This is a genomic window from Mycetocola reblochoni REB411 (assembly GCF_900163835.1).
Lineage (GTDB): Bacteria > Actinomycetota > Actinomycetes > Actinomycetales > Microbacteriaceae > Mycetocola_B > Mycetocola_B reblochoni.
In genome coordinates, this window is record NZ_FUKR01000053.1 from 1 (window position 1) to 22,025 (window position 22,025).

At 73.8% G+C, this 22,025-nt stretch carries 24 protein-coding genes; 10 read left to right on the top strand and 14 right to left on the bottom strand.

The features are described from left to right. Positions 1-69: 69 nt before the first annotated feature. Positions 70-387 (top strand): thiamine-binding protein, encoded by a 318-nt coding sequence (locus FM119_RS09205; RefSeq protein WP_087137401.1) that lies wholly within the window; start codon positions 70-72, stop codon positions 385-387. Positions 388-544: 157 nt separating this feature from the next. Here the strand turns inward: FM119_RS09205 and FM119_RS09210 are convergent, their stop codons facing one another. The 5 genes from FM119_RS09210 to FM119_RS09230 form a co-directional block, all read right to left on the bottom strand. After that, positions 545-1,192, bottom strand: coding sequence for a response regulator (locus FM119_RS09210; protein ID WP_087137402.1), 648 nt, complete (start codon positions 1,190-1,192; stop codon positions 545-547). Between the two features lie 51 nt (positions 1,193-1,243). Further along, entirely contained in the window at positions 1,244-2,413 is a 1,170-nt protein-coding gene (locus FM119_RS09215) for a hypothetical protein (RefSeq protein WP_087137404.1), read from the bottom strand. Further along, positions 2,410-3,636, bottom strand: coding sequence for a sensor histidine kinase (locus FM119_RS09220; protein WP_087137406.1), 1,227 nt, complete (start codon positions 3,634-3,636; stop codon positions 2,410-2,412). The genes FM119_RS09215 and FM119_RS09220 overlap by 4 nt, the downstream gene beginning before the upstream one ends. 92 nt (positions 3,637-3,728) lie before the next feature. Next, entirely contained in the window at positions 3,729-4,928 is a 1,200-nt protein-coding gene (gene metX, locus FM119_RS09225; RefSeq protein ID WP_087137409.1) for a homoserine O-acetyltransferase MetX, read from the bottom strand. A gap of 54 nt (positions 4,929-4,982) precedes the next feature. Further along, positions 4,983-6,308, bottom strand: a complete 1,326-nt coding sequence (locus FM119_RS09230) for a bifunctional o-acetylhomoserine/o-acetylserine sulfhydrylase (protein ID WP_087137411.1) — start codon at positions 6,306-6,308, stop codon at positions 4,983-4,985. A 139-nt stretch (positions 6,309-6,447) separates the two neighbouring features. Between FM119_RS09230 and FM119_RS09235 the strand changes: the two genes are divergently transcribed. The 5 genes from FM119_RS09235 (at position 6,448) to FM119_RS09255 (ending at position 10,732) form a co-directional block, all read left to right on the top strand. Further along, positions 6,448-7,230: an SDR family NAD(P)-dependent oxidoreductase gene (locus FM119_RS09235; protein ID WP_087137413.1), complete on the top strand. Its 783-nt coding sequence runs from the start codon at positions 6,448-6,450 to the stop codon at positions 7,228-7,230. Further along, positions 7,227-7,925 carry a type 1 glutamine amidotransferase family protein gene (locus FM119_RS09240; protein ID WP_087137415.1) on the top strand — a complete coding sequence of 233 codons (699 nt, stop codon included), beginning with the start codon at positions 7,227-7,229 and terminating at the stop codon, positions 7,923-7,925. Before FM119_RS09235 ends, FM119_RS09240 begins: the two co-directional genes overlap by 4 nt. After that, entirely contained in the window at positions 7,922-8,638 is a 717-nt protein-coding gene (locus FM119_RS09245) for a uracil-DNA glycosylase (RefSeq protein ID WP_276327884.1), read from the top strand. Before FM119_RS09240 ends, FM119_RS09245 begins: the two co-directional genes overlap by 4 nt. 70 nt (positions 8,639-8,708) lie before the next feature. Next, positions 8,709-9,296 (top strand): GNAT family N-acetyltransferase, encoded by a 588-nt coding sequence (locus FM119_RS09250; protein ID WP_087137417.1) that lies wholly within the window; start codon positions 8,709-8,711, stop codon positions 9,294-9,296. Then, positions 9,293-10,732 carry an amidase gene (locus FM119_RS09255; protein WP_087137419.1) on the top strand — a complete coding sequence of 480 codons (1,440 nt, stop codon included), beginning with the start codon at positions 9,293-9,295 and terminating at the stop codon, positions 10,730-10,732. Before FM119_RS09250 ends, FM119_RS09255 begins: the two co-directional genes overlap by 4 nt. 12 nt (positions 10,733-10,744) lie before the next feature. On the opposite strand, the gene FM119_RS09260 is transcribed toward FM119_RS09255, so the two are convergent. Genes FM119_RS09260 through FM119_RS09280 form a run of 5 tightly spaced genes read right to left on the bottom strand, consistent with a single transcriptional unit; the run spans position 10,745 to position 15,618 of the window. Next, the gene (locus FM119_RS09260) at positions 10,745-11,497 is read right to left on the bottom strand and encodes an ABC transporter ATP-binding protein (protein ID WP_087137421.1); all 753 of its coding nucleotides are present in this window, start codon (positions 11,495-11,497) and stop codon (positions 10,745-10,747) included. Further along, positions 11,494-12,291, bottom strand: coding sequence for an ATP-binding cassette domain-containing protein (locus FM119_RS09265; protein ID WP_087137422.1), 798 nt, complete (start codon positions 12,289-12,291; stop codon positions 11,494-11,496). The genes FM119_RS09260 and FM119_RS09265 overlap by 4 nt, the downstream gene beginning before the upstream one ends. Next, entirely contained in the window at positions 12,288-13,163 is an 876-nt protein-coding gene (locus FM119_RS09270; protein ID WP_087137424.1) for an ABC transporter permease, read from the bottom strand. The genes FM119_RS09265 and FM119_RS09270 overlap by 4 nt, the downstream gene beginning before the upstream one ends. Beyond that, entirely contained in the window at positions 13,160-14,110 is a 951-nt protein-coding gene (locus tag FM119_RS09275) for an ABC transporter permease (RefSeq protein WP_087137426.1), read from the bottom strand. The genes FM119_RS09270 and FM119_RS09275 overlap by 4 nt, the downstream gene beginning before the upstream one ends. After that, positions 14,107-15,618, bottom strand: a complete 1,512-nt coding sequence (locus FM119_RS09280) for an ABC transporter substrate-binding protein (RefSeq protein ID WP_087137428.1) — start codon at positions 15,616-15,618, stop codon at positions 14,107-14,109. The genes FM119_RS09275 and FM119_RS09280 overlap by 4 nt, the downstream gene beginning before the upstream one ends. 185 nt (positions 15,619-15,803) lie before the next feature. Here FM119_RS09280 and FM119_RS09285 point away from each other — a divergent pair, with 185 nt between their 5' ends. Next, positions 15,804-16,310 (top strand): SIP domain-containing protein, encoded by a 507-nt coding sequence (locus FM119_RS09285; RefSeq protein ID WP_087137430.1) that lies wholly within the window; start codon positions 15,804-15,806, stop codon positions 16,308-16,310. Here the strand turns inward: FM119_RS09285 and FM119_RS09290 are convergent. Next, entirely contained in the window at positions 16,229-16,657 is a 429-nt protein-coding gene (locus FM119_RS09290) for a Fe-S oxidoreductase (RefSeq protein WP_245827415.1), read from the bottom strand. The two genes, FM119_RS09285 and FM119_RS09290, sit on opposite strands and share 82 nt — an antisense overlap. Then, entirely contained in the window at positions 16,654-17,475 is an 822-nt protein-coding gene (locus FM119_RS09295) for an arginase family protein (protein WP_087137432.1), read from the bottom strand. The genes FM119_RS09290 and FM119_RS09295 overlap by 4 nt, the downstream gene beginning before the upstream one ends. Positions 17,476-17,604: 129 nt before the next feature. On the opposite strand from FM119_RS09295, the gene FM119_RS09300 reads away from it, so the two are divergent. From FM119_RS09300 to FM119_RS09310, 3 genes are all read left to right on the top strand, one after another. Continuing rightward, positions 17,605-18,381, top strand: a complete 777-nt coding sequence (locus tag FM119_RS09300; protein ID WP_143822677.1) for a gamma-glutamyl-gamma-aminobutyrate hydrolase family protein — start codon at positions 17,605-17,607, stop codon at positions 18,379-18,381. A gap of 169 nt (positions 18,382-18,550) precedes the next feature. Continuing rightward, positions 18,551-18,787 (top strand): PNPOx family protein, encoded by a 237-nt coding sequence (locus FM119_RS09305; protein ID WP_087137436.1) that lies wholly within the window; start codon positions 18,551-18,553, stop codon positions 18,785-18,787. Positions 18,788-18,904: 117 nt separating this feature from the next. Then, positions 18,905-19,750: a DUF3097 domain-containing protein gene (locus FM119_RS09310; protein WP_087137437.1), complete on the top strand. Its 846-nt coding sequence runs from the start codon at positions 18,905-18,907 to the stop codon at positions 19,748-19,750. Between the two features lie 76 nt (positions 19,751-19,826). Here FM119_RS09310 and FM119_RS09315 read toward each other — a convergent pair whose 3' ends face one another. Next, entirely contained in the window at positions 19,827-20,933 is a 1,107-nt protein-coding gene (locus FM119_RS09315; RefSeq protein ID WP_218778762.1) for a FecCD family ABC transporter permease, read from the bottom strand. Next, entirely contained in the window at positions 20,930-22,015 is a 1,086-nt protein-coding gene (locus tag FM119_RS14040; protein ID WP_121657463.1) for a FecCD family ABC transporter permease, read from the bottom strand. The genes FM119_RS09315 and FM119_RS14040 overlap by 4 nt, the downstream gene beginning before the upstream one ends. Positions 22,016-22,025: the final 10 nt, after the last annotated feature.

Genomic DNA, 22,025 nt, shown 5'->3' on the forward strand with positions numbered 1-22,025 from the left:
CTCGGCCGTCGCCGCCCCTCCCACGGCGCCCGTGCCCGACCACCCCCGGGAGCAGAAGGAAGGCCAGTCATGATCGTCGCATTCTCCGTCGCCCCCTCCGGCGGCCCCTCCGCCCACGACGACGGGTCCGTGCACGACGCCGTCGCCGCCGCCGTTGCGGTGGTCCGTGCCTCCGGGCTGCCGAACCGCACCTCGAGCATGTTCACCGAGATCGAGGGGGAGTGGGACGAGGTCTTCGCGGTCGTCAAGGCCGCCACCGAGGCCGTCGCCGCCTACGGGACGCGCGTCTCGCTCGTGCTCAAGGCCGACATCCGCCCGGGCCGGACGGGGGAGATCGACGGCAAGCTGGAGCGGCTGGAGGCGGCCCTGCAGGAGTCCGGCGCGTAGGCGCGCCCGCGCCTCACCGCCCGGCGGTCGGCTCGCGGGGCGAGGCACGTCCGCTGTGGCGCTGCCGAGCTCGGCGGCCCGTCGGCACGCCTGCAGCACCCTGCGGCCACCACGAACGGCGACGACAACCGCGCGCTCTCCTCGCCCAGGGGCCGGCTCAGGCCAGGATGACGCCGTCCCTGATCGCCTGCTTGCGCAGCGACACCTTCGTGCCGACGTCGTAGCCGGCCTGGCGGTACTTCTCCCTGATGCGCTTGAGGTAGCTCTTCGCCGTCTCCTCCGAGATGCCGAGGGCGTAGGCGACCGACTTCACCGGCTCGCCGTTGGCGTAGAGGGCCATGACCCTGCGCTCCTGCGCGCTCAGCTTGGGGGTGCCGTCCTCGGTGGCGTTCAGCGCCTGACCGAGCTCGGGGGAGATGAAGACCTCGCCCGCGTGCGCGGCGCGGATCGACTCGACGATCATGTCGACGTCCTCGCTCTTGAACAGGTAGCCGGAGGCGCCCGCGTTGAGCGACTCGCGGATGACCGCGGGCTCCGAGTAGGTGCTCATCATCACGGTGCGCGTGCCGGTCGACGTCAGCGTCGCCAGCTTCATCGACACGGGGATGCTGTCCTTCAGGTCCAGGTCGAGCAGCACGACGTCGGCGGGGAACTCGGGGTGGGTGAGCAGCTCGGGCCAGGACGCCACGGCGGCGACCATCTCGATGTCGTCCGCCGCTGACTTGATCCACTCGGTCAGCGCCCCGAGCAGCATGCGGTGGTCGTCGACGATGGCGAGCCGGATGGGGGCCGATGGTTCAGGCATGGGGGTCCTTTGGGTTCATTCTGTGACGAACGTTAGAGGCAGCTTAGTCGGTCACCGCGGCTCGATCGTCACGGTCAGGCTGATGCCGCCGTCCCTCGCCTCGGAGCTGTGCGGACCGATCTGCCGAAGCAGCTCCCAGAGGTTCGACTCCACCTCGCGTCGCCTCACCCCGGTCAGGCGGATGCGCAGCTCGCTCCGGGTGCTGCCTCCGGCAACCGTCGCGCGGGCGAACGACACCTCCCCGGCCACCGCGCCCCGCGTGCGCCCCGAGCAGAGCAGCCAGAGGGCAGAGACGAGGGCGTCCCTGGCGGTGCTGTCCAGCTCGGAGGCGATCGACTCGGGGTCGGTCACGGTGATCGCTCCGGCGAGCACCGAGCTGTCCGCGACCGCGTGGTTGAGCCAGGTCTCGCGCTTGCCGCTGAGGAGGAGCTGTCTAAGCTCCGCGGCGAGCTCCCCGGCCCTGGCGCTGCGCTCCGCATCGAGCGGGAGGGGGATGTCGCCGCGCGAGATGGCACCGAACAGTCCCTCGATCTCACTGTCGAGCGCCCCGATCCGCGTCCCCGCCCACGGCTGGTGGCCGCTGTCCGCACTGCGTGTGGCGAGCGTCCCGTGCAGACGGGCCCTGTCCGCCGCCATGCCTCCCATGCGGCGCAGCGAGGCGGTGAGGGCGATCGCGAGCGTCGCGGGGACGAAGATGAGCACGTCGCTGCTCAGTGCCAGCGGGGTCAGGGCCCCGGCGTGCATCACGAGCACCACGTCGGGGATGATCCGGAGAACCGCGAGCCCCCCGAGCGCGAGGAGCATCTCCCTCGTCGGCCGCAACGGCGCGAGGGCGATGATCACGCCGCCGATCGCGCCCGTCACCGAGCTGGAGCTGTACGGGGGGCCGGCCACCACGGTGCCGCATCGGTCGAGCAGACAGGCGATCGTCAGCAGCGGCACCGCGACGGCGATCATGCGCGACGTCACCCGCATCCCGTTCCGACGCAGCCCGACGAGCCCGACCGCGAGCACGCCCAGCAGGATCGCCCAGCCGGCGGCGGAGAGCAGCGCACCCGGGCCGGGGCTCGTGATCGTCAGGAAACGGAACACGAAGAACCCGAACATGATCAGCCCGCACACCAGCAGGCCGAGACCGAGCTGGACGCCCGGTGCCTCCGCCGGGGCCGCGGGGGGCTCGGCGCGCCCCGCGCGCGGTCGCGGCTCACTCACGAACGTCATCGCGGCATCTCCAGAACGACCGTCGTCCCCGCCCCGGGGGCGCTGAAGACGCGCGCGCCCCCTCCGGCGTCCGACATGCGCGCGACGATGGAGTCGCGGAACCCCAGGCGGGCGGGATCGAGAGCATCGGGGTCGAAACCGCGGCCGGCGTCGGTCACGACCACCCTGACGGTCATCCCGTCGTCGCTCAGCGTGACCTGCGCGTGCGCCGTGCCCGCGTGCCTGCGCACGTTCTCGAGGCATTCGGTCAGGGCCAGCCGCACGGCGTCCGACTTCGGCGGGGGCAGCGCGAGCGCCGTGCTGCCGTGCCAGTCGATGTGCAGGCCGTGACCCTCGAAACGTTCGACGAGGTCCTCGAAGTCGCCGCGCTGCGTCCTCCGCTCGCTCCGGGTGACGAGCGAGTACGAGCCGGAGCGATGCGGCTCCGGCGTCTCGCCCTGGCGCAGCCGGGAGAGGAGCTCGGCGTCGGCTCCGGCCTGTTGACGCAGCGCACGGTCCTGAACGCCCGCACCACCGTGCGCGAGCATGGACAGCGTCGCCAGGACGGTGTCGTGGAGCAGGCGCGCCTCGCGCAGCCGCTGGGCCTCGACCTCGCTGGCGAGCCGCTCGAGCCGGTGGCCCTCGCCGATGCCGGCGACCTGGTGCGCCATCGAGACGAAGCTGCGGTGCAGCCAGAGCCCGAACGCGGCGCACAGGGCCCAGGCGGTCACATAGTGGGCGACGATGAGGGTGCGCAGCGTGTCGTCGACGGTGACGGCGAACACGAGCAGCAGCCCGGCGACGAAGGCGCCGACCAGACCGATCACCCTGCCCCAGCTGGACACGAGCAGCGGCGCGAGCGAGCCCGCGCCCCAGGACAGCACCATGAGGATGGCGAACGCGCTCGAGTTGGGCGTCACCGGGCCGGAGGACAGCAGGATCATCACGGCACTCGTCACCGACAGCACGATGACGCCCACCATCGCCAGCGGCCCCCTCCGCACCAGCAGGAACAGGTGGACCGCCCCGAGCAGCGCCAGCAGCGTCGCCGCGATCGCGGTGTCTGGCAGCCGCATCGGGCTGGGGATCGCCAGGCAGCACAGCGCGGCGACGACGCCGGACAGGCCGATCGCGAGCGTCGAGCGGGACAGCAGCCGGGACTGCTGCCAGGAGAAGCGGTTCTGCTCCTGCCTGCTCATGCCGTAGCGCTCGGGGGTGAAGCGCGCGAGCTCGGCGACGATCATGGGGGTCCTCCGGGAGTTCTGAGTGGACTCTAACCGATCCGTCCGCCGCGGCGCGGTCGTCGCGCGGCCCCGTGCCACCCGGTGGGGGCCGCTCAGACGCTCCGGAGCAGGGTGCGCAGGGCGTCGGCGACCGCGGCGCTCTCGATGAGGAAGCCGTCGTGGCCGAACTCCGAGTCGATCTCGACGACGTCGTCGCCGAGGACGTTCCCCGGCAGCGCCCGCGCGATGCGCCGCTGGTCGGCGAGGGGGAACAGCCGGTCGCTCGTGACCCCGAGGACGAGGGACGGCGCGTCGATGCGGGACAGCGCCGCCTCCACGCCACCGCGGTCGCGGCCGACGTCGTGCGAGTTCATCGCCTCGGTCAGGCACAGGTAGCTGTTGGCGTCGAAGCGGCGGGTGAATCGGTTGCCGTGGAAGTCGAGGTAGGACTCGACGGCGAAGCGGCCTGACCGCCCGATCGGGTTCAGCCGGGACTGGGCCGCCCTGCCGAAGCGCGCATTGATCTCGTCGGCGCTGCGGTAGCTGATGAGGGCGATCCGCCTGGCCAGCGCCAGACCGCGGTGCGGTCCCTCGGCGGAGTCGTAGTAGTCGCCGCCCTCGAAGGCCTCGTCGGTGCGGATGGCGTCCAGCTGCACGGCGTTGAGCGCGATCTGGTCGGCCGTCGTCGCCGCCGTCGAGGCGAGGACCGCGAGCGAGGCGAAGCGCGCCGGGTCGAGCGCGGCGAGCTCGAGCACGTGCATGCCGCCCATCGAGCCGCCGACGAGCGCTGCGACGCGGGGGAGCCCGAGCTCGTCGAGCAGGCGGAGGATCGCCACCGCCTGATCCCTCACCGTCAGGTAGGGGAAGCGTGAGCCCCACTCCCTGCCGTCCGGTGCGAAGCCGGAGGGGCCGGTCGAGCCCTGGCAGCCGCCGAGCACGTTCGGCGCGACGACGAAGAAGCGGTCGGTGTCGATCGCCCGCCCCGGACCGACGATGTCGTCCCACCACCCCGGCGTTCGGTGCCCCGGCCCCGCCGGGCCGGCGACGTGGGAGTCGCCCGTCATCGCGTGCGGGACGAGGACGACGTTGTCGGCGGCGGGGGAGAGCGTGCCCCAGGTCTCGTACGCGATCCTGACCGCCGGAAGCTCCCCGCCGGCCTCGAGGGCGAGCGCGCCGATCGAGGCGAAGCTCCTCCGGCCGACCGGGTCGCCGTCACGCCATGCGCCGGACACCGGCGGCTTGCCGAGCGAGAGCAGCTGCTCGGGGGGGATCAGGGCCGAGGGTACGGTGTCCGCCGAGCTCTGCCAGTCCATGCCCCCATTGTCGTCCATCCGCCGGGGGCCCCCGGCTTTGTTACGCCGCCCCGCTCAGTCGCGCCGGGACTGCACGAGACGGTTCGCCGCGGCCAGCGCCTGCTCCAGGTCGGCGATCAGGTCGGTGATGTTCTCCAGCCCGACCGAGAGGCGCACGAGCCCCGGCGTGACGCCCGTGGTGAGCTGCTGCTCGGGGGTGAGCTGGGAGTGCGTCGTCGAGGCGGGGTGGATGACGAGCGAGCGCACGTCGCCGATGTTCGCCAGGTGGCTGAACAGCTGCAGCGAGTTGACCAGCTCGCGGCCCGCATCGACGCCGCCCTTCAGCTCGAAGGACAGCACCGCGCCGACGCCGCGGGGGGCGTAGCGGTTCGCGGCGGCGTACCACGGGCTCGACGGGAGACCCGAGTAGTTTACGCTGGCGATGTCCGGGTGCGCGTCGAGCCATTCGGCGATCTCCTGCGCGTTCTGCACGTGCCGCTCGACCCGGAGCGAGAGCGTCTCGATGCCCTGGATGAGCAGCCAGGCACTGTTCGGCGAGATCGCCGAGCCCAGGTCGCGCAGCCCCTGCACACGGGCCTTGATGATGTACGCCAGCGGGTCGCCGACCGCCGTCGTGTAGCTGGCGCCGTGGTACGAGGGATCGGGCTCGGTCAGGCCGGGGAAGCGGTCGACGTTCGCCGACCACGCGAAGGTTCCGCCGTCGACGATCGCGCCGCCGATCACCGTTCCGTGGCCGCCGAGGAACTTCGTCGCCGAGTGCACGATGATGTCGGCGCCGTGCTCGAACGGGCGGATGAGGTACGGCGTCGCGATGGTGTTGTCGACGATGAGCGGGATGCCGGACTCGTGGGCGACGTCGGCCACGAGCCGGATGTCGAGCACGTTGATGCGCGGGTTGCCGATCGTCTCCGCGAAGAACAGCTTCGTGTTGGGGCGCACCGCGCGCCGCCACTCGTCGGGGTCGTCCTGGTCCTCGACGAAGGTCGTCTCGATGCCGAGCTTGGCCAGCGTGTAGCGGAACAGGTTGTACGTGCCGCCGTAGATCGAGGACGAGGAGACGATGTGGTCGCCCGCCTGGGCGATGTTGAGCACCGCGAGCGTCTCCGCCGCCTGCCCGCTGGACACCAGCAGCGCCCCGGTCCCGCCCTCGAGCGCGGCGATGCGCTGCTCGGCGACGTCCTGGGTGGGGTTCTGGATGCGCGTGTAGATGTTGCCCGGCTCGCTCAGGGAGAACAGGTTCTTCGCGTGGTCCGCATCGTTGAAGACGTAGCTGGTGGTCTGGTAGATCGGCGTCGCACGTGCGTTGGTCACCGGGTCCGGCTGCGCCCCGGCGTGGATCTGCGCGGTCTCGAACTTCCAGGACGACGAGTCGAGGGTCATGGTGGCTCTCCTGTGAGGTAGACGGTGGCGACGAACGCCGCATGACCACAGTAGGGAGTGGCGGACCCCGAGGCCAACGGCCGGTCACCTGCGGTAACCGGCGCGCGTGGCGCCGGACGCCCCGGTCTACGCTTGTCGCATGACGATTCGACGTGCAGTTGTGACAGGTGCCAGCTCGGGGATCGGCGCGGAGACCGTGCGGGTCCTGCGCCGCGAGGGATGGGACGTCGTTGGTGTGGCACGTCGGGCCGACCGGCTGGCGGCGCTCGCCGCGGAGACCGGCGCCGACACGGTCGTCGCCGACATCACCCGCGACGAGGACGTCGCAGCACTGGCCGAGCACGTGCGGAGCAGCGGGGGCGCCGACGTGCTGATCAACAACGCCGGCGGCGCTCTCGGACTCGACTCCGTCGAGGACTCCGCGCTCGAGGACTGGGAGCAGATGTACGACTCGAACGTGCTCGGCACCAAGCGCGTCATCGCCGCGCTGCTCCCCGTGCTGCGCGAGAGCGTGGAGGAGGGGCGCAGCGCCTCCATCCTGGCCGTGACGAGCATCGCCGGCCGGGAGGCCTACGCGAAGGGCGGCGGGTACAACGCGGCCAAGTTCGCCGAGCGCGCCCTGCTTCGGGCCCTGCGGCTCGACCTCGTCGGCGAGCCGATCCGGGTCATCGACATCGCTCCGGGCATGGTGAAGACCGAGGAGTTCTCCCTCGTGCGCTTCGGCGGCGACCAGGCCAGGGCCGACGCCGTCTACGAGGGGGTGGAGACACCGCTCACCGCCGAGGACGTGGCGCAGACGATCCGGTTCGCCGTGGAGCTGCCTCCGTTCGTCAACCTCGACGAGGTCGTCATCAAGCCGGTGGCGCAGGCCGCGCCGTACAGCGTCGCCAAGGGTCCGCTGCGCGTCAGGGACGCCAGGTGAGCATCCGGCTCAGCGGGGCCGAGGACGCGGGCGGGGTGCAGGGCGACACCGTCGCCGCGCTCGTCGCTGACGCGTCCCGCCGTGCCGATGCCGCGCAGGGCCTCACCAGGATCGCCGTGCTCGTCGACGCGGAGGCGGAGGGCGACGCGCTCGCGACCCTGCTCGCCGAGCTCGGCGCGGAGGCCGTCGTGACCGTCGTCGGCCCGGACGCCCCCGCCGAGGCCGTGGCGCTCGCCGGGGCGACCGGGGTCGTCGTGTCGGGCACGGCGACGCCCCGCGTGCGCGAGGGCATCGAGCCGATCATGGGCGAGCTGCGTCGACGGGCGGCGGCAGGGGAACCGTACCTCGGCATCGGCGCGGGCAGGGACCTCGCGGCGGAGAGGGCGCTTCTCGGCGGCAGCCGCATCGGCGGGGTCCAGGTGATCCCCGAGCAGGACGCGGCCGAGGAGGTCGTGCTCGCCCCGGGGATCGGTCTCATCGACGTCGGCATCGACGGGTCGGCCGCCGAGCGGGGCACGCTCACGCGGCTCATCGCCCTGACCGAGGCCGGCGAGCTGCCGGGCGGCGTCGCCCTCGACGCGGGGGCCGTCCTCGTCGTCGCCGACGGCTCGCTCGCCGTCGCCGGGAGCGGAAGCGCCTGGCAGGTGCTGCCCGCCGACCACGGCGTGCAGGTCTCGTCCATTCCCGCCACGTGAGCGAAGCCGAGGGCATCCTGCGTCGGGCAGGCGTGCACGAGAGCTGGCACGCGGCGCTGCTCGGCGAGGCCGAGGCGCTCGAGGCCGCCGTCGGGACCGTGGTGCGCGAGCGGGCGGCCGGCCGTCGGGTGGCGCCCGACGACGCCCGGCTGCTGCGGGCGTTCAGCAGGGACATGGCCGAGGTCAGGGTCGTCATCCTCGGCCAGGACCCGTACCCGGGTGAGGGGCACGCGGTCGGGCTGTCGTTCAGCGTCGCCCCCCGCGTGCGGCCGCTGCCGCGCAGTCTGGCGAACATCTACCGCGAGCTGCACGACGATCTGGGCATCCGCCCGGTCGGGCACGGCGATCTGTCCTCCTGGTTCGACCAGGGCGTGCTGCTGCTCAACCGCGTGCTCAGCGTGGAGGTCGGCGCCCCCGGTTCACACCGGGGCATCGGCTGGGAGCGCGTCACCGGTGCGGCCCTCGCCGCGCTCTCCGCCAGGGGCGGGTCGCTCGTGGCGATCCTCTGGGGCAGGGACGCTCGCTCCGCCGCGCCGCTCCTCCCGGGGGCGGCGCTGATCGAGTCGCCGCACCCGAGCCCGCTGTCCGCGTCGCGGGGCTTCTTCGGCTCCGCCCCGTTCAGCAGGGCGAACACGCTGCTGCGCGAGCGCGGTGCCGAGCCGATCGACTGGAGCCTCCCGCCGGCGGTCGACGCGCCGCCGACGCTGCTCTGACCCGCGCGGCGCCGCTCGCCGTCACCGCGGGCGTAACCCCTGCGACATGTGGGTTCAGTAGCCTGGGACCGTGTTGGAAGAGGAATACCAGAGGCGCCGACGTCTGCCGCGCCACCTGCGGCCGGCGCCCGAGCCGGAGCCGCCCTTCGCGTTCAGCATCAGGGACGCCGAGGAGGCCGACCTGCCCGACATCAGGGAGATCTACAACTACTACGTCGCCAACAGCGTCGTGACCTTCGACGAGGACGCCATGACCCTGCGCGAGTGGCGGTCCAAGTTCGCCCGGCTGCGGGCGCTCGGGCTGCCCGTGCTCGTCGCCGAGTCGCCGAGCGGCCAGATCCTCGGCTACGCCCTCGTCTCGCCGTGGAAGGACAAGCGGGCGTACCGCTTCACCGTCGAGAACTCCATCTACCTCCGCGCCGCCTCGACGGGGAAGGGCCTCGGCCGTGCCCTGCTCGGTGCGCTCATCGATCGGAGCAGGGAGGCGGGCCTCAAGGAGATCCTCGCCGTCGTCTCCGACCAGGGCGCCGAGGGCTCGCTCGCCCTCCACGAGGCCTTCGGCTTCACAGAGGCGGGGCGCATGGGCAGGGTCGGCTTCAAGTTCGACCGCTGGCTGGGGACGGTGCTGCTGCAGAAGTCGCTGAAGAAGGAACGATGACCCGGATCGACGAGCTGAGCGCGGTCGAGCTCGGGCAGGAGCTGCGCCGGAGGTCCCTGGGCGCCGCGGAGGTCGCCGAGCACTACCTGCGGCGGATCGACGAGTCGCCCGTGCGCGACGCCCTGTTCACCGCGGTGACCGCGGAGCGCGCCCTGGAGCGGGCGCGAGCGCTGGATGCGCAGGGCCCCACGGCGGCGATGCTCTGGGGGATCCCCCTGGCCGACAAGGACCTGGTCAACCGCCGCGGCGTCCCGACACGTGCGGGGTCGGCTGCGACACCGACGACCCCGGCGGAGAGGAGCGACCTCGGCGTCGAGGTGCTCGACCGGGCGGGTGCGGTCAGCCTGGGCAAGACCGCGACGCCGGAGTTCGGACTGCACGCCTACACGATGAGCGACATCCAGCCGCCCGCGCCCGTCCCGTGGCTGACGGGGCTGAACGCGGGGGGATCCAGCGGCGGCGCGGCGGCCGCCGTCGCGGCGCGTCTGCTCCCGTTCGCCAGCGGAAGCGACGGCGGCGGGTCGATCCGCATCCCCGCCGCGGCGACGGGACTCATCGGGCTGAAGCCGACCCGCGGACTGGTGCCGGGCGGTGACGGCGTCGGCTCGCTCGGCGGCCTCGCCGTCCAGGGCCCGCTCGCACGCACCGCGGAGGACGCGGCCCTGCTGCTGGAGGCGATGCTCGACCGCGAGCGCCACCGCGGCGTCACGCCGCACGACACGAGCCTGCGATCGCCCGAGCCGGGCGACCTGCTCTCCGCCGCCGTGCGCGGTGCGGGGCGGCTGCGGATCGGCATGACATGCACGAGCCCCTGGGACGACTGGTGCGACATCGATGTGGCGCCGGAGGCGGTGGCCGCGTTCGAGCTCGCCGCGGCCGAGCTCGCCGCGGTCGGCCACGAGCTCGAGGAGCTGCCGTGGCGGCCGTCGGCCGGATACGCGGAGCACTTCCGGGTCATCTGGCGCGCGGGGATCGGCTCGGTGCCGTTCGGGGAGGGCCAGCGTGAGCTGCTCCAGCCGATCACCCGGCAGATCTGGGAGGCCGGGCGGTCGATGCGCGCGGCAGACGTCGTGGCCGCGCTCGCGGGTCTGACCGCGTTCGAGCGGGCAACGGTGGCGGCCTTTGCGCCGTACGACGCCGTCCTCACCCCGGCGATGGCGATGACACCGCGGCCGCACGACTGGTACGACCAGGACGATATGGAGGTGAACTTCCGCCAGCAGGTGCAGTACACGCCGTTCACCTCCTTCGTGAACGTCGCGGGGCTGCCCGCGATCTCGCTCCCCGTGGCCGAGTCGGCCGACGGCGTTCCGATGGCGGCCCACCTGATCGGCCGGCCCGGCGGTGAGGCCGCCCTGCTCGGGGCGGCCGCGCAGCTGCAGCGCAGGCTGCGCTGGCACGAGCGGCGATCGGCTGCCGCGCCCCGGCGCCCCTGACCGCCGTCGTCGTCAGCCCAGTCGGGGCGCCGCGTCGACGAGCCGCCGCGCTGCAGCGCTGCGCGGTGAGGACAGCACCTGCTGCGCCGTTCCGTCCTCGACCAGCCGGCCGTCGTCGAGGACGAGCACCCGCTCGCTGACCCGCTGCACGATGCCCAGGTCGTGCGATACGAGGAGGAGCGTCAGCCCCCGCTCCGCGACCAGCTCCCGCAGCAGCGTGAGGATGCGTGCCCTGACGGTGACGTCGAGGGCGCTGAGCGGCTCGTCCGCGACCAGGACCTCGGGCTCGTGCACGAGCGCGCGCGCGATCGCGATGCGCTGCCGCTGACCTCCGGAGAACTCGTGGGGGTAGCGGTCGGCCGCGTCGCCGGGGAGGCCGAGCCGGTCGAGCATCGACCGCGCCGCCGCGTCGTGGTCACCGCGGATCCGGAAGCCGCGCAGCGGCTCGGCGACGATCCGGCCGACGCGCATCCGCGGATCGAGCGACGTCGCCGGGTCCTGCAGCACCACCCCGGTCCGCCGCAGCCAGCGCCTGTCCGTCACGGGCAGTCCGTCGCCGGTCGTCACGGTTCCGGTGCTCGGCGTGTCCAGGCCGAGCAGCAGCCGGACGAGCGAGGACTTGCCGGAGCCGGAGCCGCCGACGACGGCGGTGCTCTCGCCCCGGCGCAGGGCGACGCTCAGCGGGTGGAGCGCGACCCTCTGCCGTCCTCCGCGCCCGTGGTGCACCCGGCTCAGCTCGGTGGCGGTGAGCAGCTCCTCCGTCATGGTCGTCCCCCGTCCCAGCTGGTCAGCCTCGCCGCGTCGCGGAGCGCGCGCGCCGTCGCGGACACCGGCGAGGTGAGCAGCCGCTCGACGGGCCCGTGCTCGACCACCCGCCCCGCGTCGAGGACGCTGGCGCTGTCCGCCGCGCGACGCAGCACGGCGAGGTCGTGCGTCACGAACAGCGTCGACAGCCCGCGCGTGCGCCCGAGCCGGGCGAGCAGTTCGAGCACCTGCGACTGCACCACCGTGTCCAGCGCCGTCGTCGGCTCGTCGGCGAGAAGCAGCCGGGGCTCGGCGGACAGCGCCGCGGCGATCTGGACGCGCTGGCGCTGGCCCCCGGAGAGCTCGTGGGGGTACCGGTCGACGGCGTCGGCGGGGGAGGGCAGCCCGACCTCCTCTGCGAGCCGCACGGCGAGCGCCCGCGCGCCGGCCCGGCCGACCCGGTGGTGGCGCCGGGCGCCCTCGGTGATCTGGGCGCCGACACGGCGGAGCGGGTCGAGCGCGGTCGCCGGGTCCTGGAGCACGATGCCGATCTCGCCGCCCCTGACCCGGGCGAGCACGCGCTCGGGCGCGCCGAGCAGTTCGACGCCGTCCCAGCGGATGCTCCCGCCGAGCGCGGCGTGGGAGGGGAGCAGCCCGAGGACGGCGCGGAGCGTCAGCGACTTCCCCGAGCCGGACCCGCCGACGAGGCCGACGCGCTGCCCCTCCGCGACCGCGACGTCGACGCCGTCGAGCAGCCGCTCGCCGTTGATGCCGATGGTGAGACCGGAGACGACCAGCCCCGTCGCCCCGCTCATCGGCGGCCCCCCGCGTCGCGGAGCCCGTCGCCGAGCAGCGTGAATCCGAGCCCGGTGAGGGTCACGGCGAGACCGGGCCAGAGCACGGTGAGCGGGTAGACGGCGAGGTACGACTGCATGTCGGCCAGCATCCGGCCCCAGGAGGCGACCTCGGGCCCTGCCCCGTAGCCGAGGTAGCTCAGGCCGGCCTCGGCGAGCACGGCGAGCGCCATCGTCCAGCTCAGCTGGACGATGAGGACGCCGGAGACGGCGGGCAGCTGGTGGTCGCGGAGGATCCGCACGGGGCCCATCCCGGCGGCGCGGGCGGCGAGCACGTAGTCGCTGGCCGCGGCGGTGCGGAACTCGCCGCGGAGAACCCGGGCGATGGTCACCCCGAAGCCCAGCCCGACGGCGCCGATGACGACACCGAGCGAGCCGCCGAGGACGCTCGCCAGCAGCATCGCCAGCAGCACGGTGGGGAAGGCGAGGAGGACGTCGATGAGGACGGCGGTCGCGGTTCGCACCCGGTGCGGGGTGAGCGCGCCGACCGCGCCGAGCAGCACACCGGTCAGCCCGGCCAGCGCGCCGCCGAGCACAGCGACCAGCAGCGCCGTCCGTGCGCCCGCCATGAGCAGGGACAGGACGTCGCGGCCGGAGGCGTCGGTGCCGAGCAGATGCGACCCGCCCGGCGCCGCCCATCGCGCGTAGGGGTCGGCGGCCTGCGGGGGGTACGGCGTCCACAGCAGCGAGACGAGCGCGACGAGCAGGACAACGGTGACGAGCGCCGCACCGGTCCAGCCGAGGACGCCGAGCCGCGCGGCGCGGCCCGGTCGCCGGCTCGCGGTGCGGGGGAGCGGGGGATGCCGCGCGCGGCCGAGTCGGGGCGCGCTCACGAGCGCACCCGCAGCCGGGGGTCGATGAGGCGGTGGGCAAGGTCGACGAGGACGCCGATGACCAGCACCGCGGCGGTGAGGAGCAGGACCTCGCTCTGCACCTTCACCAGGTCCCTGTTGCCGACGTCGGCGACGAGCATCCGGCCGAGCCCCGGCAGGGAGAACAGTTGCTCGACGATCACCGCTCCGACCAGCAGTCCCGCGGTCTGCACCCCGAGGACGGAGACCACGCTCACACCTGCCCCCGCCAGGCCGCGGCGCAACCGGGCGCCCAGCAGGGTGCCCCCGCGGGCGGCGGAGGCGAGCACGTGCTCGGACTCGGCCGCGTCGATCATCGCGGAACGGACGATGCGCAGGAGCACGGCGCCCTCGACGACGCCGATCGCGATGGCGGGGAGCACGAGCGCCCGCAGCGCGCCCGCCGGGTCGTCCCAGCCGGTGCGGGGGAAGCCCTGGACGGGGAACCAGCCGGCGCCGACGGCGAACACGAGGACGAGCAGCATGCCCGCCCAGACGACGGGGACGGCGGCGGCGAGCTGGGCCAGCACGCTGAGGAGCCGTCCGCTCGGGTGAGTCCGGCGCAGTGCCGCGACCACGCCGAGGGGCATAGCGATGACGAGGGCGACGAGCAGGGCCATCGCCGTGAGCGGTGCGGTGACCTGCAGCTTCTGGGCGATCTCCTCGGCGACGGGCGTCCCGGTCACGCTGGACACCCCGAGGTCGCCGCGGAGCAGGCCTCCGATCCAGTCCAGGTATTGGACGGGAAGCGGCCGGTCAAGGCCCAGCTGCGCACGGATCGCCGCCACGCGCTCCGGCGAGCTGTCGGTCCCGGCGATGACCTGTGCCGCGTCGCCGGGGGCGACTCGCAGCACGAGGAAGATCAGCAGGCTCGCGAGCGCGAGTCCGGCCAGCAGGGCTCCCGCGCGGGCGGCGAGGATCCGGGTCATCGCTCCAGCGTCACGTCGGACAGGTCGAGGCGTGCCGTCGTGGAGTCGGTCGGGAAGCCGGTGACGCCCGCGGAGACCGCGGTGATCGCGGTCGCCGTGTACAGCCAGTCCCCGGCGTGGTCCTCCGACACCAGCCGGGCGGCACGGGCGAGGGCGTCGGCCGCCTCGTCATCGCTCGTCGCCGTCAGCGCAGAGCGGTACAGCTCGATGACCTCGGGGTTGTCGTAGCCGAAGTAGTAGTCGGGGTTCGCCCAGTTGCCGAAGTCGCGGGCCTCCGCATGGTCGACCATGCTCAGCTCGTAGTCGTGGTTGGTGTACACGTCGTTGAGCCAGAGCGGGAACTCGACGCTGGTGACCTCGAGCGTGACGCCGACCTCGGCGAACTGCGAGCGCAGGACCGTGCCGATCGCCTCGGGGTAGTGGTTGGGGATGGTCAGGCGCAGGGTGAGGTCGTCCTGCCCCGCCTCGGCGAGCAGCTGCCTGGCCGCCTCCGGGTCGTACTCGACGACGTCGGTGAGGTCTTCGTAGCCGGGGTCGAGCTCGGGGATCGGGCCGCCGATGCGTACCCCAGCCCCTCCGACCGCGGCGATGAGGGCGTCGTGGTCGATGGCCTGCCGGAGCGCCTGGCGGACACGCACGTCGGTGAACGGCTCGATCGCGTTGTTGAACGCGAGCGTGTAGACATCGGTCGTTCGTCCCTCGACCAGCTGGACGCCGTCGACGTCCTCGAGTTGCACGGCGAGCGTCGGGTCGACGTTCGTCTGCACGTCGACCTCGCCGGCGAGGACGGCGTTGACCGCGGCCGAGGGGTCGGTGATGTACTGGAACGTCACCCCGTCGAGCCCAGGGGGCGTGCCCCAGTAGCCCTCGTAGGCGTCCAGCGTGATGCTGTCGCCCTGGCGCCAGTCGGCGAGGGTGAACGGTCCCGTGCCGATCGCGGTGTCGGACAGGTCGACGGTGTCGCTCACGGGGATGACCAGGCCCGGCCGGCCGGCGAGGGACCACAGCAGCTGGGAGTCCGGCTCGCTCAGCGTGATCCTGACGGTCCCGTCGTCGCCCTCCTCCACGCGGGAGACGGAGCTCAGCGCGTCGTGTCCGACGGCGCTGTCGTCGTCGAGGACGGCGGTGAGCGAGGCGACGACCTCCGCCGCGCCGACGGGCCGTCCGTCGTGGAAGGTGATGCCCTCGTTGAGGGTGAAGTCGTAGTGCAGCCCGTCCTCGCTGACGGTGTAGTCGCTGGCCAGCTCCGGGCGGATGCCGCCGTCGCCGTCGAGCGCGACCAGCCCCTCGTAGACGTTGCCGATGAGGACCTGCTCGAGGGCCACCCCGCTGGTGTGCCTGATGTCGAGGTCGGTCGGCTCCAGGACGAGGCCGACGGTGAGCTCGGCGGGTGTCGCCGCGGTGGTGGCGGTGCCGTCGGGCCCGGCGGTCGGGGTGCAGCCCGTCGCGGCCAGGGTGAGGCAGAGCGCGGCCGACAGCAGGCCCGCACGGAGGCGAGTGGTGGTCACTGGAATCCTTCGCGTGTGAGGGGGAGCTCGTGTGGAGAGCTACAGTGCAGGCTACCGCGGCCGTCGCCGCCGGTGGGTAACGATGGCATCGCGTGGGCGGTCGGGGAACGGTCCCGGCCCGCTCGCGTCGGATCCGCCGCTGACCCTGGTGGCGTCAGCTTAGGCGTGCCTATACTTATCTGGACATGACCACTCGACCCCTCTCCCGCTCCCCGAGGGCCCCGCGTCCCGCCGGGTCCGGGGTGGGGTCGTTCGCCCGGCACCCGCAGTACCTGCTCGTGGCGGACGAGACCGCGATCGCCTCGCTCGAGGCCATGATCGCGACCCTCCCGCTGTGCGCCTCCGGACGCATCTTCGTCGAGGTCGGCGACGGCGACCAGGTGTCCCGTCTCGACGCGCCGAGCCGGATGTCGGTGACCTGGCTGGTCCGGTCGCAGCGCAGCGGCGAGGCGGGCACGGGGCTGGCCTGCTCGCGCGGGCAGGCGGCCTCCCGCGCCGTCGCCGCGTGGTGCTCAGAGATGTTCCCCGACGCCGATGCCGACGCCGATGCGGCGGGGGTCAGGCTCAGCTCGGCGTGGCTCGGCGGCGACTACCGCCTGGTGTCCTCGGCCTACGAGGTGCTCGTCGAGGAGTCGGGCGTGGACGCCGACCTCGTCGACGCCCCGGCGGACTTCGGCCTGCGTCGCAGGTAGCCTCCGTCGGTCAGGCCCGCCTCGATCTCGAAGCGGTTTGTCGTCGGCTCCGCTCCCGCCAGCAGGTTGAGGAGGGGGAAGGCCAGGCCGTAGCGGCGCCACTGCGCCTTGTGCACGGCTTCGTGCCTGAGCACCGCGGGCGACACGGTGCCTCCGGTCAGGTAGCAGGCGCCGACGCAGATCCCGCCGCGTCGGTACGCCCAGCGCGGCAGGCCGGTGAACACGATCAGGCCGTCGCGCCTGACGATCCGGCCCGTGCTCCACAGCGTCCCCCAGGCCGCCCCGATCGCGGTGGCGATGGCGTACCCGGCGAGGCTCACCGGTGAGTCGAACAGCAGGCGCCTCACGATCGGTCCAGTGCCCTCGTGAGCGAGCCGACGACCCGGAGGACGGTCGACATCGACTCGGTCACGTCCGCGGGGCCTGCCGGGGCGAAGCCCGTGAGGGAGGCGCCGCGGACGGGCAGGATCGCGGCGATCCGGTCGACGGCGTCCGTCAGCTGCGCCGTGCTCGGGCCGAAGGGGACCAGCTCGCCGCCGGTGAAGTCCTCCGGGTCCAGGACGGGCAGGTCGACGGCGATGTAGCAGCCGTCCGCTCCCAGCTCGGCCGCGCGACGCTCCACGACGGAGGACGCATCGGCCAGAGGGACGCCGGCGGCCCGGCTGCCCTGGGCCTGCTCGTCGCCCCTGGCGTCGACGACGACGATGCGCTCGGGGGCCAGCGGGTGCGCGGGCGTCAGCGCGGGGGGAAGCGCCTCGCCGAGCAGGGAGAGGAAGGCCTCGTCCGCCGACACGGAGCCGTCCTCAGCGGTGACCGGCACGGCGGCGGAGCCGGGGTCGGCGGCGATGACCACGACGAGCGGCGTCCCCCGCTGGGCGAGCACGCGGTCGATCCCGCCGAGCGCGGCGGAGCGGCCGCCGCCGACGGTGAGGACCGGTTCGGTCGTCGAGGTCAGTGCGATCCGCACGCTGTCGCGGACGGCGAGGATCGTCGATGCGCGGGCGAGCCCCGTGCCGAGGTCGCTGCCCGCGCCGGGCGGGACATCGACGCCGCTCGTGCTCCGGGGCGGCAGGTCGCTCCCGATCGCCTCGGCACCGGCCTGCAGCCGGAGCCCGCGGGCGGAGGAGGAACCCTGCCAGAGCGGGACGAGAAGGAAACGGGCCATTCGATCACCTCGTGTCGCGTCGGGGGACCGGGGCGCCCCCGGGACGATTCTACGGTCGCGGTGTGACGGCGTGTGACGGCGGCGCACTGGGTTTGGGCGCGTGCCGGCGCCTAGAATGGTGTGATCCTGATGCACTCGACCTGGGAGGTGGCCATGGCATCGTCGCGTCGTTCAACGCTCGCCGTGATCGAGGTCACCCGCATGCGCCCCGAGGCGCCCGACTACCAGGACTTCTCCGCCGCCCTCGTGCAGAACGCCGTCGACCGCGCCATCGGCACTGGCTGGGACGTGGTGCGCACCCCCGCCGACATCGGACCGGCCGCCCTGCTCGACGCGGTCGGCGGTGCCGACGGCGTCCTCATCATGGGCGGGGAGGACATCGCCCCCGAGCACTACGGCGTCCGCCGCGGCTACCCCAACGAGGGGATCCACCGGCCGCTCGCCGACGAGGCGCAGCTGGCCGTGATCCGGAGGGCGGCGCAGACGAGGACCCCGCTGCTGGGGATCTGCCGCGGCCACCAGCTGATCAACGTCGCCTTCGGCGGGACGCTCATCACCGACCTCGGCGAGCAGCACGAGCACCGCAACGAGGACGTCCCCATCCAGCGGGTGCTCAACCCGCACGCGGTCGACATCGCCGCGGAACCGGGCTACCTCGCCGGGCTGGGGGACAGGATCACTGTCGAGAGCGCCCACCACCAGGCCGTGGAGCGCCTCGGGCTGGGTCTCGGCGCGATCGCGTGGGCGCCGGACGGCGTCATCGAGGCGGTCGCCCACCGTGAGCTGCCGATCACCGGCGTCCAGTGGCACCCGGAGGCGCCCAGGGCGAACGCCGAGCACTTCGACGCCCTCCTGCTCGGGCTGCAGGCGCAGCTCGTCGCGCCCGACGTCGTCCGCGTCGCCTAGCGGCGGCGGCGCGAGCGCATCGCCCAGCCGGGTGACGTCGTCGAGCCGTACGGCGGGGCCGGGATGATCGCGCTGCTGGAGGCCGTTGGCCGCGGAGATGCGCTCGACACGCTGCCGGACCAACGGTCGGTGGGATGCAGCAGTGGGCGGCCCGGAGTGCCCGGAGGTGATGGTGACGTCCTCGCTCGCCGTCGGCGTCTCGCACGACCCGCCGATGGTGTCGGCGTCCATCCAGGCCGACTCGCGCACCTGGCCGCGTCTCGCGGCTGTGGGAGCGATCGGCGTGGACGTACACCCGGTCGGCGATCACCTGCTCGTCGTGCTCCGCGTGCTGCGGCTCTGGTCGGATCCCCAGCGCGACGCCGCCGTGTGGCACGGGCGGCGGCTGCGATCGCTCGGCAGCTGACTGCGCCGGTCGTCCGTGCCCGCGGATGGACGGGTCTTCGGCCCTTCGGCGGTGGGCCCGCCCGTGCGGACCCGCGTGGCTCGCCGCCGCGGCGGTCCGGCTGGGTACCGTGGTCTGGTGCACGACGACAATCGATACTCCGGCGATGTCCTCGCGCCCGGCTGGCGCGACCGCGGCGTCGTGGCGCCCATCACGGTCCCCGCCGAACCCGGCCTCGTGATCGAGCGCAGCGACGACGGCTGGTGCGGCGCGGTGATCAGGGTGGAGGCGGGCAACGTCCAGCTCGAGGACCGGCGCGGGGCGACGCGGGTGTTCCCCCTGGGCGGTGGCTACCTGTACGAGGGCAGGAAGGCGGTCCTCACCGCCCCCGGCCCCTCACGTCCTTCCGTGCCGGCGCGGACCGCCTCCGGCTCCGTGCGGGCTCCCGAGTCGCGGGCGCGTGTTGCGCGCGGCAGCCGCATCTTCGTCGAGGGTCGCCATGACGCCGAGCTGGTCGAGAAGGTCTGGGGGGACGACCTGCGCGCCGAGGGCGTGGTCGTGGAGTACCTCGGCGGCATCGACGACCTGCCGGCCATCATCCGCGAGTGGGGGCCGGAGCCCGGCCGCCGCATCGGGGTGCTCGTCGACCACCTGGTTCCTGGCTCGAAGGAGAGCCGCATCGCCGAGGAGACGATGCGTGGCCGCGGCGGCGAGCACGTGCTCATCGTCGGGCACCCGTACGTCGACGTCTGGCAGGCGGTCAAGCCCGAGCGCCTCGGCATGCGGGCCTGGCCGACGATCCCGCGCGGCACCGACTGGAAGACCGGCATCATGACGCACCTCGGGCTGCCGACCGGGACGCAGGCGGACACCGCCAGGGCGTGGCAGGCGATCCTCGGGCGGGTGCGGAACTACCTCGACCTCGAGCCGGAGCTGCTCGGCCGCGTCGAGCAGCTCATCGACTTCGTCACCGCGCCGGTCTAGGCCCTCGGCGGCTCCGCGGGGCGCGGCGATCCGGTGCACCGCACCGGCTCACGCGAGCGGAGGCGCCGTCGCACCCTCAGCCGCGTCTGGCCTCGTGCACGAGCAACCAGATGAGGTAGCAGCCGCCGACGACCACGGTGACCACCCCGACCGGCAGCTGAACGCCGGGGACCAGGTGCTGCGCCGCCGTGTCCGCGACGAGCAGCACGAGCGCTCCGAGCAGCGCGGACGACACGACCCCCGTCGAGCCGGACCGGGTGAGGCGGCGGGCGATCTGCGGGGCGGCGAGCGCGATGAACGCGATCGGCCCCGCCGCGGCCGTCGCGAGTGCGGTGAGCGCCACCCCGAGCAGGAGCAGGCAGAACTCGTAGCGCGCCGAGGCGGCCCCGAGGGCGCGCGCCGCGTCGTCGCCCAGTTCCAGCATCCTCAGCCTCGGTGCTGTCGCCGTCGCCGCGGCCAGGAGCAGGAGCACCCCGATGCCCACGGGAGTGAGCTCCTCGGTCCCGAGCCCGTTCAGCGACCCCGCGCCCCACACGGCCGCCGTCATGGCGACCTGGAGGTCGGCGGTGAGGACGAGCCAGGTGTTGACCGCGCCGAGCAGCGCCGAGACCCCGATCCCGACGACGATGAGCGCGACACCCCTCGTGCCCCGGCCGAGCGTGAGTGTCCACACCACCAGTGCGGTCGCGACACCGCCGACGAGGCTCCCCGCGGCCGCGGAGGCGTAGCCGCCGCCGACGGTGATGATCGCGACGAGCGCCCCGGTGTAGGACCCGCTGGCGAAGCCGATCACGTCGGGCGAGCCGAGCGGGTTGCGGGTGAGGGTCTGGAAGATCGCCCCGCTGACGGCGAGGGCCGCTCCGATGCTGAGCGCGAGCAGGATGCGGGGGAGCCGCCAGCCCAGGACGACGAGGGTGGTCCGGTCATCGGCCGTGCCGAGCAGCGCCGAGGCGACCTCGGCGGGGCCGAGCGCGATGTCGCCGAGGCCGAGCGCGAGGACGCCGACGACGAGGATCGCCGCGGCGAGCAGAGCGGACACGATGACGGCCCTGCGGTCGACGGAGAGCGATGCGCCCGCCCACCTCAGCGTCCGGCGACCTCGGCGACGGAGCGTCGCGCCCCCCGGGGCTCGGGCTCCCCGCCCCGGCCCCTGGACACCCCCCGGGTGGCGTGCGGTGCTCACAGCCCGGCCATCCGCGGCCGCCGGGCGAGGAGGATGAGGACGGGGGCGCCGAGGACGGCGGTGATCACGCCGGCGGGGACCTCCTGCACGCCGAGGGCGACCCGGCCGAGCATGTCCGCCAGCAGCATGAGTGCCGCACCGAGAACGGCCGAGTAGGCCAGCACCCAGCGCTGGTCCTGGCCGACGATCCACCGCGCCGCGTGGGGCACCATGAGGCCGACGAAGGCGATGGGGCCGGCCGCGGCGGTCGCGGCCCCGGCGAGCAGGGTGAGTGCGGCGATCACCGCGATGCGCCCTCCGACGACGCCGACCCCGAGCGACACCGCGACGTCGTCCCCCAGGGCTAGCGCGTTGAGTGGCCGCGCGGCCAGGCCAGCGACGAGCAGGCCGGCCGCGACGGCAGGGATGATGGCGGCCACGACCGGCCAGCCCCGGTCGGCGACGCTGCCGCTGCGCCAGCCGCGCATGCTGTCGAACGTCGCCGGGTCGAGCAGGGTGATCGCCGTCGTGATGCCGAGCAGCACCGCGGCGAGCGCAACGCCGACGAGGGTGAGCCGCAGGGGCGTCGCCGCCGCACGCCCGGCCGACCCGAGCAGGGTGACCATCAGGGTGGCCGCCGCGGCCCCGGCGAAGGCGAACCACACGGTCGCCCCCGTTCCGACGCCGATGCCGAGCGTTCCGACGCCGATCGTGACCGCGAGGGCCGCCCCGGCGTTGACGCCGAGGATCCCCGGGTCCGCGAGGGGGTTGCGGGTGAGCGCCTGGATGAGGGCCCCGGCGACGCCGAGGGCCGCCCCGACGAGGACGGCCAGCGTCGCGCGAGCGCCGCGCATCTCGACGACGACGTGCCTGACCTCGTCGTCGACGGGCGAGCCGCTGAGGACGGCGAGCAGCTGCTCGGGGGAGACGGCCCTGGTGCCGACGCCGAGGCTCAGCACGGCCACAGCGGCGAGTCCGACGACCAGGCCGCCCAGGAGGAGCGCTCGTCGCCCGCCGGTGACGCGGCCCCTCCGCCTCGGCCTCGTCGACCGTCGCGGCTCCGCGCCGACACGGGCGGGGGCGGCCGGCGGCTGTGCGGTCACTGGGGTCCCT